This window comes from Sphingobium amiense (assembly GCF_003967075.1).
Lineage (GTDB): Bacteria > Pseudomonadota > Alphaproteobacteria > Sphingomonadales > Sphingomonadaceae > Sphingobium > Sphingobium amiense.
In genome coordinates, this window is sequence record NZ_AP018664.1 from 400,949 (window position 1) to 414,104 (window position 13,156).

16 protein-coding genes are annotated in these 13,156 nt (G+C 65.9%); 6 read left to right on the forward strand and 10 right to left on the reverse strand.

The window, feature by feature from the left end; all coding sequences use genetic code 11:
- The first annotated feature begins 98 nt into the window (after positions 1-98).
- Positions 99-632: a superoxide dismutase family protein gene (locus SAMIE_RS01865; protein ID WP_066698271.1), complete on the forward strand. Its 534-nt coding sequence runs from the start codon at positions 99-101 to the stop codon at positions 630-632.
- 7 nt (positions 633-639) lie between these two features.
- On the opposite strand, the gene thpR is transcribed toward SAMIE_RS01865, so the two are convergent.
- Positions 640-1,182, reverse strand: a complete 543-nt coding sequence (gene thpR, locus SAMIE_RS01870) for an RNA 2',3'-cyclic phosphodiesterase (RefSeq protein ID WP_066698395.1) — start codon at positions 1,180-1,182, stop codon at positions 640-642.
- 145 nt (positions 1,183-1,327) lie between these two features.
- On the opposite strand from thpR, the gene SAMIE_RS01875 reads away from it, so the two are divergent.
- Positions 1,328-2,074 carry a Bax inhibitor-1/YccA family protein gene (locus SAMIE_RS01875; protein WP_066698392.1) on the forward strand — a complete coding sequence of 249 codons (747 nt, stop codon included), beginning with the start codon at positions 1,328-1,330 and terminating at the stop codon, positions 2,072-2,074.
- Between the two features lie 72 nt (positions 2,075-2,146).
- On the opposite strand, the gene SAMIE_RS01880 is transcribed toward SAMIE_RS01875, so the two are convergent.
- The gene (locus tag SAMIE_RS01880; RefSeq protein ID WP_066698269.1) at positions 2,147-2,776 is read right to left on the reverse strand and encodes a glutathione S-transferase family protein; all 630 of its coding nucleotides are present in this window, start codon (positions 2,774-2,776) and stop codon (positions 2,147-2,149) included.
- A gap of 317 nt (positions 2,777-3,093) precedes the next feature.
- Here SAMIE_RS01880 and SAMIE_RS01885 point away from each other — a divergent pair, with 317 nt between their 5' ends.
- The 4 genes from SAMIE_RS01885 to SAMIE_RS01900 all read left to right on the forward strand — a co-directional run bounded on the left by SAMIE_RS01885 (position 3,094) and on the right by SAMIE_RS01900 (position 5,553).
- Entirely contained in the window at positions 3,094-3,450 is a 357-nt protein-coding gene (locus tag SAMIE_RS01885) for a UrcA family protein (protein WP_066698267.1), read from the forward strand.
- A gap of 130 nt (positions 3,451-3,580) precedes the next feature.
- Entirely contained in the window at positions 3,581-4,294 is a 714-nt protein-coding gene (locus SAMIE_RS01890) for a VIT1/CCC1 transporter family protein (protein WP_066698264.1), read from the forward strand.
- 41 nt (positions 4,295-4,335) lie between these two features.
- Entirely contained in the window at positions 4,336-4,881 is a 546-nt protein-coding gene (locus SAMIE_RS01895) for a glutathione peroxidase (RefSeq protein WP_066698263.1), read from the forward strand.
- Between the two features lie 33 nt (positions 4,882-4,914).
- The gene (locus SAMIE_RS01900; protein WP_066698260.1) at positions 4,915-5,553 is read left to right on the forward strand and encodes a trimeric intracellular cation channel family protein; all 639 of its coding nucleotides are present in this window, start codon (positions 4,915-4,917) and stop codon (positions 5,551-5,553) included.
- A gap of 4 nt (positions 5,554-5,557) precedes the next feature.
- Here the strand turns inward: SAMIE_RS01900 and SAMIE_RS01905 are convergent, their stop codons facing one another.
- From SAMIE_RS01905 to SAMIE_RS01940, 8 genes are all read right to left on the reverse strand, one after another.
- A complete protein-coding gene (locus tag SAMIE_RS01905) occupies positions 5,558-5,974 on the reverse strand; it encodes a DUF2147 domain-containing protein (RefSeq protein WP_066698258.1) in 417 nt (138 codons plus the stop codon).
- A gap of 129 nt (positions 5,975-6,103) precedes the next feature.
- On the reverse strand, positions 6,104-7,093 hold the full coding sequence (locus SAMIE_RS01910; RefSeq protein ID WP_066698255.1) for a type II secretion system F family protein: 990 nt from the start codon (positions 7,091-7,093) through the stop codon (positions 6,104-6,106).
- A gap of 21 nt (positions 7,094-7,114) precedes the next feature.
- Positions 7,115-8,113, reverse strand: a complete 999-nt coding sequence (locus SAMIE_RS01915; RefSeq protein WP_066698253.1) for a type II secretion system F family protein — start codon at positions 8,111-8,113, stop codon at positions 7,115-7,117.
- A gap of 59 nt (positions 8,114-8,172) precedes the next feature.
- Complete coding sequence (locus tag SAMIE_RS01920) at positions 8,173-9,453, reverse strand: pilus assembly protein CpaE (protein ID WP_066698251.1); 1,281 nt, start codon at positions 9,451-9,453, stop codon at positions 8,173-8,175.
- Position 9,454: 1 nt separating this feature from the next.
- On the reverse strand, positions 9,455-10,108 hold the full coding sequence (locus tag SAMIE_RS01925) for a CpaD family pilus assembly protein (RefSeq protein WP_066698249.1): 654 nt from the start codon (positions 10,106-10,108) through the stop codon (positions 9,455-9,457).
- Between the two features lie 14 nt (positions 10,109-10,122).
- Positions 10,123-11,577, reverse strand: coding sequence for a type II and III secretion system protein family protein (locus SAMIE_RS01930; protein ID WP_066698247.1), 1,455 nt, complete (start codon positions 11,575-11,577; stop codon positions 10,123-10,125).
- Position 11,578: 1 nt separating this feature from the next.
- Positions 11,579-12,589: a Flp pilus assembly protein CpaB gene (cpaB, locus tag SAMIE_RS01935; RefSeq protein ID WP_066698389.1), complete on the reverse strand. Its 1,011-nt coding sequence runs from the start codon at positions 12,587-12,589 to the stop codon at positions 11,579-11,581.
- Positions 12,590-12,640: 51 nt separating this feature from the next.
- Positions 12,641-13,114 (reverse strand): A24 family peptidase, encoded by a 474-nt coding sequence (locus SAMIE_RS01940; RefSeq protein ID WP_066698245.1) that lies wholly within the window; start codon positions 13,112-13,114, stop codon positions 12,641-12,643.
- Positions 13,115-13,156 lie beyond the last annotated feature (42 nt).

Consider the following 13,156-nt stretch of genomic DNA (forward strand, 5'->3'; position numbering starts at 1 on the left):
CGGTTCCTTCCGGTCCCGCTTGCCAAACGGAGCCGGGGGCGCAACAAAAGATCAGCCTTTGCGTTCCCCCAGCACCCCCATCAATCCCGGAGCCTGCCATGACCCGTTTGCTGCTCGCCGCCACTCTTCCCCTCGGCCTCGCCATCGCGGGATGCGCCACCGCCGCCCAGACCAAGGCGGCGCCGATGGCGACCGCAAAGCTCGCTGCGGGCGACGGCAGCGCGCGCGGGACGGCGACCGTGACGCAGGCCGGTGACGGGCTGCATGTCGTGGTGAAGGCGACGGGCCTCACGCCCGGCATCCATGCGGTGCACATCCACACCACCGGCCAGTGCGTCGGCCCCGACTTCACGAGCGCGGGCGGCCACTGGAACCCCACCGGCCGCAAGCATGGCAAGGACAATCCGGACGGCATGCACATGGGCGATATGCCCAATATGACGGTTGCGGCGGACGGCACCGGCTCCATCGAATATCATGTTCCGAGCGGCGCGATTTCCGGCGGCGCGACGCCGCTGCTGGACGCGGACGGAGCGGCCATCGTGGTGCACGCCCAGCCCGACGACAATGTGAGCGATCCGGCGGGCAATGCCGGGGGCCGGGTCGCGTGCGGCGTTCTGGCCGCAGGCTGAGCGAGGCTCAGGACCGGGAATCGCGGCGATAGTCGGCGACCGCTTCGTAGCGGGCGCCGGCGTGGCCGACATGGCTTTCGAACAGGGTGAAACGGTCGACACGGAATGGTGCGCTCGACAGGGCGGCGTGGCGGACAAGGAAGGGATCGACCACAGCGCCGCCGCGCCCGAAGCGGGCGAGGGTGATATGCGGCAGGTAAGCGCGGCCTTCGGGCGCGAGGCCGAGCGCCACGCAGGCGCGGTCGATCTTGCGGTGGAGATGCGCGAGCGGATCGCGCGGCTGGACGCCCGCCCACAGAGTGTCGACCACACCTTTGCGGTCGAACGCGCCGACGCCGTGGATCTGTGCGTCGAAGGACGTAAAGCGGATGGCGGTGAGCGCGGCGGCGATGTCTTCGGCCATGCGCCGGTCGACTTCGCCGATGAAGCGCAGCGTCAGGTGAAGTTGATCGTCATCCTGCCAGCGCGCGCCCTCGACCCCTTCCATCAGGTCGAGCAACTGGCTGCGCAGCGCGGCAGGCGGGCGGATAGCGACGAACAGGCGGTGCATGGGATGGGCATAGGCCGCATCGCGCGCCGCTGCCATATATTAGCACATTGTCATAATTCAGCAACACGGCTTACTCTTGAAGTTGAGGCCGGATAGGCCGATACTATGGGGACCGGCGGACATGCCGGCAAAGGAGATGAATTTCATGGCCAACTGGTCCGATCCCCGTCCCGGCACACAAACCCGCATTGCGGGTTTTGGCGGGGCAACCGCCGCGCGCGGCGAGGCGTTCGACGCCGGGCTGCGCCGCTATATGCTGTCGGTCTATAATTATATGGCGAGCGGCGTGCTGCTGACCGGCATCGTCGCTCTGCTGTTCGCATCGAGCGGGCTTGCCTACAGCGTGTTCGCCGGTCCCGGCATCCTCAAATATATCGTGATGTTCGCGCCGCTGGCGTTCGTGATGGTGCTGAGTTTCGGTATCAGCCGGCTGTCGACCTTTGCGGCGCAGGCGCTCTACTGGGCTTATGCGGCGGTGATGGGCGTTTCGCTGTCCTACATCTTCCTCGCCTATACCGGCGTATCGATCGCGCAGACCTTCTTCGCGACGGCGGCGGCGTTCGCGGGCCTCAGCCTCTGGGGCTATACGACGAAGAAGGATCTGTCGGGCTTCGGCACGTTCCTCATCATGGGCGTCGTGGGCCTTCTGGTGGCGAGCCTCATCAACCTGTTCCTGAAGTCGAGCGCGATGGATCTGGTCATCAGCGGCGTCGGCGTCCTGCTCTTCGCGGGGCTGACCGCCTATGACACGCAGAAGATCAAGAGCATCTATGCGCATGTCGCGGGCACGGACATGATGGGCAAGTCGGTGGTGATGGGGGCGCTGAACCTCTATCTCGACTTCATCAACATGTTCCTGTTCCTGCTGCGGCTGTTCGGCGACCGCCGCTAATCGCAGCATAGCGAGACAGGAAAGGCCCGGCGGAGCGATCCGCCGGGCCTTTTGCTTTGTGGGGCGGAAGCGTCAGCCCTTCGCCTGCATTTTCGCGATAAGGGCGTTATCCAGTTCCTTCTGCCGTTTGTAGGCAGGGCGCTCGCGCAGGCGGGCGGCATAGGCTTCGAAGGCGGGGCTGGTGGGGATGGATCTGAAGCTGAGACCCCAGTCCACCTGCGCGCCGACATAGACATCGGCGGCGGTAAACTGTTCGCCGCAGATCCAAGCGTCGCCCGAGACCGCCTTTTCCAGCGTGGCGACGGCGTCGTCGAAACTGCCATAGCCCGCCATCCGCTCACGCCCCTCCGGCACGACGAAGCCGAGCGCGCGGTTGGTGACGGCGGCTTCCACCGGCCCGGCGGCGAAGAAGAGCCAGCGATAATAATCGTGCCGCCGGTCGAGCGGCGGGGCGAGGCCCGCGTCGGCAAAGGCGTCGGCGAGATAGGCGCAGATCGCGGCGCATTCGGTGACGACATGGCCGCCATGCACGACCGTGGGCACCTTGCCCATCGGATTGATCGCGCGATAGTCCGCCGACTTCATCGCGCCTTCATAGTCGAGCAGGACGGTCTCATAGGGCTGGCCGACCTCTTCGAGCATCCAGCGGGCGATCTGACCCCGCGACATGGGGTTGGTGTAGAGCGTGAGACCGGCAGGCATGGGCTTTTCCCTCCATTTTTTACCTCGCCCCGCAAGCGGGCTGGCAATGCGGGCGCAGTCTGCCCATGCGGCGCCGGTTCTGCAAGGCGCTGAAAAATGGCGGGATCGGCGAATAATATTTCGAGTGTGAAAATATAATCTTACTGATGTATAATATAATGGCGGAAAATATCGCTGTTTAACAAAAGAGAAATATTATTTTATGTGGACAAAATACTCTGGATAAGTAAAGGGGCCGCCTGGGTAGCCAAGACGAACAATATTCAACGATATAGTCTTGAATTCGTCATTTAAGTGCAACCGCAGGAGATTTTCCCGTGAAAAAGATCATTGCCGGCATATTTGCCGCGACCATCGCTTCGTCCGCTTTCGCCGCGTCGTCCGAGCCGCAGGGCGTCACGCGCGAAGTGCATTTCGGCGGTCTCAACCTTGCCAATGCGGAGGGTGAGGCCATGCTGAACGAACGCATCACGCGGGCAGTTCGCCAGATTTGCGGCCAGCGCGTTTTCGCGCCTCTGCAGGACGCCATGGCGCAGCGCGAATGCTATCGCAAGGTTTTCGCTTCGGCCAGACCGCAGGTGGAACTCGCAGTCGCCAAGGCGCGCAGCGGCAACCGCTATGCGGGCGATCCGGCGGTGATCGCCATCGCGCCGACGGGCGGCAAGGGTCTCTGACGCCACCAGATTCGTTCGAAGGAAATGGGCGGTCCTGACGGGCCGCCCTTTTTTGTCGCGCGCGGGGGAAGGTTCTTCTCCTCGACTTTGCGGCGGGCGGCGGGCAAGAAGATGCCCGGAGGAGCCTGCCATGGACATAGCCGATACCGCCGACCAGCCGCATCACGCCGTCCATTATGTCAACCGCATCGGCTGGCTGCGCGCCGCCGTGCTGGGAGCCAATGACGGGATCGTGTCGACGGCCAGCCTGATGGCGGGCATCGCCGCTTCGGGGGCGGGCGGACAATCGGTGCTGCTGTCGGGCATCGCCGCGCTGGTGGCGGGCGCGATGTCGATGGCGGCGGGCGAATATGTGTCGGTCAGCGCGCAGTCGGACACCGAACGCGCCGACCTTGCCAAGGAAAAGGCCGCGCTGGCGACGCAGCCCCATGCGGAATGGGCGGAACTGCGCGACATCTATGTCGAGCGCGGGCTGTCGGCCGATCTGGCGGGGCAGGTTGCGCAGCAGTTGATGGCGGCCGATGCGCTGGGCGCGCATGCCCGCGACGAGCTGGGCATTTCGGAAATCGCGACCGCGCGGCCGGCGCAGGCGGCGCTGGCGTCGGCGGCGAGCTTTGCCGCGGGGGCCACTCCGCCGGTGCTGGCGGCGGCGGTGGCGCCGGGGAGCGGCGGGGTTCCCGCGATCGTGGGCATATGCCTGCTGTGCCTCGTCATGCTGGGCTATGCGGGCGCGCGGCTGGGTGGAGCGCGGCCCGTGCGGTCGGTGCTGCGCACGCTGTTCTGGGGGGCGCTGGCGATGGGAGTGACGGCGGGCGCGGGCCATCTGTTCGGCGCGGCCATTTGATGCCAAGGTCCGCCCTTTCCTGATTCCCCGGAGATAGAGACATGACCGACATCCAGCAGATCCCGCTCAAGACCATCAAGGGAGCCGACGCCAGCCTTGGCGATTATGCGGGCAAGGTGGTGCTGGTGGTCAATGTCGCGTCGAAATGCGGGCTGACCCCGCAATATGAGGGGCTGGAGAAGCTCTACGCCGATTATCGCGACCGGGGGCTGGTGGTCGCGGGCTTCCCCGCCAACGATTTCGGCGCGCAGGAACCGGGCAGCAATGACGAGATCGCGACATTCTGCACCACCAATTTCGGCGTCGATTTCCCGATGTTCGAAAAGATCGTGGTGACGGGTCCGGACAAGCATCCGCTCTATGCCGCGCTGACCGGCGCCGCGCCGGACGCGCAGGGCGAGGGCGCGGCGTTTCGCGAAAAGCTGGTCGGTTATGGTATTACGCCGGGCGATGCGCCCGAAGTGCTGTGGAATTTCGAGAAATTCCTGATCGGCAAGGACGGCGCGGTGAAGGCGCGCTTTGCGCCGACGACCGCGCCCGGCGACCCGGCGCTGGTCGCCGCGATCGAGGCGGAACTGGCGGCGTGAGGACAGGGCGGGCGATGGCGGCGTGATGCGACGATGACGCCCGCGCCCTCGCTCGCCACGACCATCGGCCCGGTGCTCGAAACGCTGAGTATCGTCGGCACCTTCGTATTCGCGGCGTCGGGCGCGCTGGCGGCGGCGCGGCTGGGGCAGACGCTGGTGACGTTCGCCTTTTTCGCGCTGGTGACGGGCGTGGGCGGCGGCACGGTGCGCGACCTGCTGATCGGTGCGCCGGTCTTCTGGGTGGTGGACGCCGTGCCCGCCATCGCCTGCATGGGCGCGGCGCTGATCGTGTGGTTCACGCCGCGCCGCTGGTGGAGCGAGCGGGCGCTCGACTGGCTGGACGCCATCGGGCTGGCGGCTTTCGCGGTATTCGGTGCGGCCAAGGCAATGAGCTTTGGCGTGCCGCCCTTCGTCTCGGGGATCATGGGCGTGGTCACGGGATGCGTCGGCGGCATCCTGCGCGACCTGCTGGCGGGCGAGCCGTCGATCCTGCTGCGGCCCGAGCTTTATGTGACGGCCGCGGCCTTCGCCTCCGGGTCGTTCGTGGCGCTGCGCTGGGTGGGGCTGGACGTGCCGGTCGCAGGCGTGGCGGCGGCGCTGCTGGGCTTTGCGCTGCGGGCGGTCGCGATCTGGCGGGGGCTGGCGCTGCCCGCCTATCGCGACCGGGCGTGACGGGTCAGCGCAGCGGCGTCCACGTCTGCGTCTTGCAGAAGAAGGCGATGCAGCCCTGCACCTTGAGCGTGCCGTCGGAATTGCGGCTGACCTTCGAGCTGTAGCTCTTGCCGCTTTCGGGGTCGTAGATCGTGCCCTTCCAGAGTTCGCCCGCATCCTCGAAACCGGACAGCAGCGTCAGGCCCACGAGCGGCTTGGAGCGCAGCGCGGGGTCGGGGTTCTTGATGTCGGTCTGCGGGCGGCCCGGCGTGGGCTTCACAATCCGTTCGATGCGGCCGCAAAGCTGCCTGCCGCAGGGCGCGATCTGGACGATGGCCTTGCCGTCGACGGTGGCCCAGCGGCCCGTGACGGGCTGGGCGGCGTGCGCGGGGAGGGCCGTGGCGGCGGCCAGCGTGGCAGCGGCGATGGCGAGGCTTTTCATGCGATCCTTCTCCTTGTGGCTGGTCAGGGAGATAGGCACGGAAAAACCCGCCTGCCAGCGCCAATTGCGCAGCAGGCGGGGCAGGGACGGGCGGACGCTACGGCAGCGCCCGCCCCGGCCTTCGCTTTTTCAGAAAGCCTTGGAGATGGAACAGGCCGCCGGACCCAGAATGACCACGAACAGAACCGGCAGGATGAAGAGAATCAGCGGCACGGTCATGATCGCGGGCAGGCGGGCGGCCTTTTCCTCGGCGCGCATCATGCGTTCGTGACGGAACTCGGCGGACAGGACGCGCAGCGCCGACGCGAGCGGGGTGCCGTATTTTTCCGTCTGGATCATGGTGGTCACGACGCCGCGGATCGCATCGAGCTTCACGCGCGTGGCGAGGTTTTCGAAGGCCATGCGCCGTTCGGTGAGGAAGCTCAGTTCAATCGCGGTAAGCTGGAACTCGTCGCCCAGTTCGGGATAGGCCTTGCCCAGTTCGCGCGAGACGCGGTTGAAGGCGGCGTCGACGGTCAGGCCCGCTTCGGCGCAGATGACGAGCAGGTCGAGCGCGTCGGGCAGCCCCTTGCGGATCGCGGCGGAGCGCTTCTGCACCTTGTTGTTGATGAAGATGTCGGGCGCCTTGTAGGCGAGCAGCAGGGAAACCGCGAAGGCGAAGAAGCGCTTCATCGGTCCCCATTCGGGCTGGATACCGATGCCGTAGAGCAGCAGCGCCGCCGTGCCGCCGACGACGATCGGCATGATCATGCGGCCGAAGATGACGGCGACGGCCAGATCCTTCGACCGGATACCGGCCTGCGCCAGGCGCACCTGCGCGTCCTTGAGCTGGTCGTCCTGCAGCACCTTGAGGCTGGAGAGGAAGGACCGCATCTGGTCCGTCGCCTGATTTTTCTGCACCAGCTTGGCGCGGCGCTTGGCGGTGGAGGCGGTGATCCCGGCCTTCAACTGTTCGCGGCGCTCGTTGAGCGCCTTGACGCGCCGGGCCATCGGATCGCGCACGGTCATCACCGTGTAGAGCGCGAACAGCACCGCCAGCGTCGCCAGCGCGGCGAGCAGCGTGCCGAAGTCCGTGGCGTTCATCCCGAAGAGGGTGCCGGCTTGCGCAGGGGCGTTCATGATCTTTTTCCCTCTCGCCGCTCAGATTTCGAAATTGACCATCTGGGCCATGATGAAAGCGCCGATGCTCATCCAGCACAGGCCGCCGATGCCGATCACCTGCATGAGGCTCAAACCGAAGATGCCGGCAGGATCGGGCGTGAAGAAAGGCGACATATAGTTATAGTTGATGTAGCAGATCATGCCGAACACCAGGAACGGCAGCACGCCGATGATATAGGCGGACGCTTTCGATTCCGAGGACATGGCGCGGATCTTGAGCTTCATCTGCGCGCGCTGGCGCAGGACGTTGGCAAGGTTCGACAGCGTTTCGGCAAGGTTGCCGCCCGTTTCCCGCTGGATCGACAAAGTGATGACGAAGAACTGGAATTCGGGCGTGCCGAGGCGGTCGGCTGTTTCCTGAAGCGCCTGCTCCATCGTCTTGCCGATCTTGATGCGTTCGGTGATGAGCTTGAACTCTTCGCCCACCGGTCCTGGAATTTCGCTCGACACGATGCCCAGCGTTTCCGCGATGGGAAGGCCCGAGCGCAGGCCGCGCGTCAGCAGGTCGAGCGCGTCGGGAAATTTGACGGTGAAGGCGTTGACCCGCTTGGTGATGAGGCGGCCGACCCACCAGTGCGGCAGGCCCAGACCCGCCGCCATGCCGAACATCAGCGCGAACAGAAACGGAAAGCCGCGCAGTTGCAGCATCGCGACCACGAACAGGAATATGCCCGCGCAGGTCGTCAGATACTGGCTGAGGGTCCATTTCTTGCCCGTCATCCGCAGCCGCTTGGCAAGGTTTTCGGGGTTCGGGACCAGCGACACCAGCATCTTGCCCTCGCCGCCGGTGACCCGGTTCGAGATCGCCTTGCGCATCCGCGCTTCGAGCAGCGCGTCAGCGGACTCGCTGTGACGCCCGCGAATGTTGGCGACGCGGCGGCGGCGCGCTTTCTCCGGCGAAGGACCGGCGAAAGCGACCACGCAGATACCCGTCAGGGTCGCCACCAGCAGCATGATGAGAACGAAATTGCTGTCCATCGCTTCGCCTTATGCACGTCGAGTAAGGGCGTGCGCCGCACCGGGCGGCGCGCGCGCCGTCAGTCCTCCTGCGCGACCTTTTCCTTGCGGCGCGAGGAGATCATCGCCCGGAAATCAATCTTGCCGAGCAGGGACTGGCCTTTCTTGCCGCCCTTGGCCGAAGGCTCGTCCTCGACCTGCGCGGCGCCCAGCGCCTGCTCCATCATCCCGGTGAGGGCCGCACCGACCTTGGCGCCCTTGGCCGCTTCGGCCAGGGTCTTGCCGAGCTTGGCGGCCTGAGAGGCGATGCGCAGGTCGAACGGGACGAGCACGTCTACCTTGCGTTCGATCGACTGTTCGAAATCCTTGCGGCTGATCTCCGGCGATCCCGTATGCACCCGGTTGGCGACGACCAGCACCCGCGTCTGCGGCGCGTTGGTCTTGAGCCAGGAGAGGATGCGGATCGTGTCGCGCGCCGCGGCGAGCGTGAGGTCGGTGACGACCAGCGTCACGTTCACGTCCGTCATCAGGTGCGGATGCTGGATCAGCATGTTGCGCGGCAGGTCGATGATGCTGCATTCGAAAGCCGCGCGGAATTCTTCCAGCAACTGATAGAATGCGCCGCCGTCGGTCAGCATCGGCTGGCTGATCGGCGCTTCGGCCGACAGGATCGCGAGCGTGTCGCTGGCCCGCACCATGGCGCGTTCGATGAAAAGGCCGTCAATGCGGCTGGGATTTTCGATCGCGTCGGTGAGGCCGCGGCCCGGCTCCAGATCCATGACCAGCGCATTGGTGCCGAAATGGACGTCGAGGTCGAGCAGCGCGGTCGGGCGCTTCTTCTTTTCCGACAGCAGCCAGGCGAGCGAGGTCGCGACGCTGGATGCGCCGACGCCGCCGCGCGTGCCGATGACGGCCATGGTGCAATGCGGCTGTTCAGGCCCGGCGTCGCGCGGGGCCATGAAGACGGCCTGCGCCTGCACCAGCGCTTCGCGCAACTGATCCGCGCCGAAGGGTTTCAGCAGATAGTCCTGAATGCCGCTGGCGACGAGATCGCGATAGAGGCGCACGTCGTTGACCTGACCCGCCGCGATCACCACCGTGCCGGGTTCGCACACTTCGGCGAGGCTGTTGATATCGTTGAGCGGATCGCCGCTTTCCGACATGTCGACGAAGAGGATCTGCGGGCTGGCGGTGATCGACAGGCTCTGGACCGCATTGCGCATCCCGCCCTTGTTCACCTTTTCCGGCGCCCAGCCCAGTTCCGCCGCGACCGCGCGCAGCAGGTCGAAGCTGTGATCGTCGCAGACATAGGCATGGAACGGATCGCGCGGACCGCCGCCCGGTTTCCAGGGTGCGTTCATCTTACTGGCCTCCCAGTTGCTTGAGATCGCCCGCGCCCGTGGGCTGCTTGTCGCGATAGGTGGAGATGGCGCGGTTCGACGTGGCGGTGCGCAGGCCGCTTTCATTGCCCTGACCGCGGACGAGATCCTCCGGATCGGCGACCATCGCGGCCCAGTTGCTGTTGACGCCGCAGCCGAAGTTGGACGTGCCGCTCAGCGTATCGTTGGTTTCGGCCTGCTCGCTCCAGTCGGGGCAGCCCGGCACGCTGGCGGAGGCGCGGCGCACGATGAGGCGGACGCTGCCTGCGGGCGCCTGCCCGGCGGCGGCAGAGCTGTCCTCGCCGATGAGGAGACCGTGGCGGGCCGTCACATCGGCGATGCCGTCGCGCGCGGCGGCGTCGACATAGGCGGAGTCGCCGGCGATGGCGACCTGATCGCCGTAGCCAAGGCCGATCGAGCGATACCAGTCCTCCAGCCGCGTGGCTTCGGCAGGCGAAAGCCCGCCCATGCCTGCCTGCACATCGAAGGTGTAGAGGCTGTGGCTGACGACAGGCTGGTGCACCGAGTCGAGGGTGCGGTTGGTGCGGCCCCGCGCATCGGCGTGCGCGGGCACGAGGATGATCGCCAGCGCGGTCAGCGCGGGAGCGGCGAGACGGATGGGGAAGCGTGCGGTCATGTCAAATCCTTCCGTCAGAAGCTGAAGCCGGGAGCGGGCGCGGCCGATTTGCCGTCGCCGCGCGGAGCGGGGGCGGCCGATCCGGGCACGCGGCGCGGCTGTTGCGGACGAGCGCCGCTGACGCCGTCATTGCCGACCTGACCGACTAGACCCTGCGCCGCCGTGGCGTTGCGGAAGCCGTCGGTCGGCAGGCGCACGTCCGAAGCGTTCATGGGTTTCACGAGGTAAGGCGTCACCACGATCACCAGTTCGGTTTCGTTGCGCTGGAACTGGCGCGACTTGAACAGGCTGCCGAGGATCGGCACGTCGCCCAGGAACGGCACCTTGTTAATTCCATTGCTGGTGTCGTTGCTGAGAAGCCCCGCAATCATGAAGGCCTGGCCCGACCCCAGTTCCACCGTCGTCTCCGCCGTCCGGCTCTTGAGCGCGGGCACCGTGGCGTTGATGGTAAAGTCAAGGCTCGACACAGTCGGGCGGACGCGCAGCGAGATGCGGCCATCCGACAGCACGGTGGGCGTGAAGGCGAGCTGCACGCCATATTGCTTGAATTCGATGCTGTTGCCCTGCGTGCCGTTGCTGACCGTGTAGGGATATTCACCGCCCGCCAGGAAGCTGGCGGTCTCACCCGAGAGCGAGGTCAGGTTAGGCTGCGCCAGAGTGGTTGAAAGACCGCTGGATTCTGCCAGGTCGAGGGCAGCGGCGACGTCGATGCCCAAAAGCTTTGCAACGCCGCCGATACTATAAGCGCCGTTGACTGGATTGGTGAACGTCCAATATGCAGGCTCATCCTTGGTTGCGCGCGTATATTTGGCAAAATCACGAGTTCCGCCGCCCACATAGCCGCTGTAATATTGACCTGTCGAAGCGAGATTAAGGCCGATCTTGTGCCCGACATCCTTGCTTACTTCGGCGATCTTGACCTGCAGCATCACCTGAAGCGGGGTCGCCATGCGCAGGCGGCTGACCACGGTCACGTCCTTGCCGACGAAGGCCTGCGTCAGCCGTTCGGCTTCGGCGGCGTCTTCGGGCGCCTTGATCGTGCCGGTCAGCAGGACCATGCCGTTCATCTTGTTCACCGCGATGCTCGCGTCCGGCATGGCGAGGCGCAGCATGTCGTCGATGCTGGTCAGGTTGTTGCCGACCCGCACCGTGCCCGAAAACAGCACCTTGCCGTTCTTGGCCGTGACGAAGATGGTGCTTTCGCCCGGCTTCTTCGCGATGATGTAGAGCTGGTTCTGCGAGCGGACATAGGCGTCGGCGACTTCGGGGTTGCCGATCACCACGTCCGACATCGGCGCGGAGAGGTTCACCACGCGGCTGCCGCCCGCCGACATCAGGATCGCATTGTCCTGTTCCGCCGCCGGGGCGGCATTGAGGGCCGAGGTCGGAGCGGCGATGGCCGCGACCGCAAGGCCCAGCGCGACCGCCGGAGCGGCGAGGCGCGTGGAGCGACGATGCAATTTCTTCATCTTACTTACCCCCGACCGGAACCACGGTCACATCGGTGGCGCGCGCCACCTTGACCACCGGACCATTGATGGCGCTGGCCAGTGCAGGCGCACCGGGCTGGCCGTTGAGCGACTGACCGGCATCCGCCTTGGGGGGAACCGAGCTGCGCTGATAACGGGACACGTCCGCGCCCGTCGAATAGGTGGTGCCGCGATCCACGGGGCGCGCGGCGATTTTCGCCAGCATCGCCTTTTCCGCCTTGCCGCTGGCCGCGCCGCCCAGGTCCACGTCGGTGCCCGCAATCGCGGCATCGAGATCGGACGTTGTGTCGGCGATGGAGCGCAGCGACATGGAAAGCGAACCGATGGTCTGGGCGACCGCGATCTTTTCGGCGATCTTGGGCGTCACTTCGATCGTGACGTTGGAGAAGGTCTTGACCTCCGGCTTGCCGTCGTCGCCCATCGCGTCCATGCGCTGATCGGTGGCGAGCACGCGCAGGTTGCGCAGGATGGTTTCCGACACCTTGAGCGGATCGCCGTCGCCGCCGCCCGAGACGCTCTGCGTCAGGACGAGGTCGATGCGGTCGCCGGGGAAGACGAAGCCCGCGACCGAGGACTGGGCCGTCACCGGCACCGTCACGGCGCGCATGCCCGGCCCGAGCGCGGCGGCCAGGAAGCCGCGTTCGCCGGGCTTGACGATCGCGCCCTGCGTCAGCGGCTGGCCAGCGGTGATCGCGGTGCGAACGACGCTGCCCGCGAGCTTGGCGGGATCGGCCTGACCCTGGATATAATAGGCCTGCTCGACCAGATCCTTGGGCCAGGGCTGAAAGCGGAAGCTCTCCGCATCCAGGATCGTGCCCACGGGCAGAGCCTTTGTGGCGACGAGAACACGAGGCTGATTGGCCTCGACCGGCATGGCTGCCGCGTTGACCTGCGGCGTGCTGGATGAATTCAGCATGTTGCGCGCAAGCAGAGCTGTAGTGACCGCTATGATAAGCGCGCCAGCCAGCAGCACGATCTTCTTAGCCTCCATGACGAAATTCGCCTCCCTCAAGTGGGTGCATGTGCCCCATTGGCCCACTCATTACGCAAAATGGTTAAGATATCGTTCGCCAATCACCCACAGGCCGGCGAGCGAGATGGCGACGCCATAAGGGATTTCGGGTTGCCCCTCCCTCCGGCGCAGCTTGTGGTCGACGATGGTCGCGACCGTGACCCCGCCGCCCACCACCGCCATCAGCACGATGAGCGAGAGGAGGACCGGCCACGGGAACCAGAGCGCGAGCGCGCCGAGCAGCTTCACGTCGCCCCCGCCCATCATCCCCATCGCAAAGAGCGCGGCGAAGGCCGCGAACACGATGACGCCGAGCAGCAGTTGCAGCGCGACCCCCGGCCAGAGCGGCAGGCCGCTCGCAACCCACCAGAACGGCGCGAGCGCCGCGACGGCAAGGTTCAGCCGGTTGGAAATGATGCGCGAACGCAGGTCCGTGACGGCGGCCCAGATGAGCAGCGCGCCTAGAGCGCCGATCAGCGCAACCCTGAAAAATTCCCCGGACATGGGGCTATGCCCTAGACCAGATGGCTTACCAAACAGTAACCA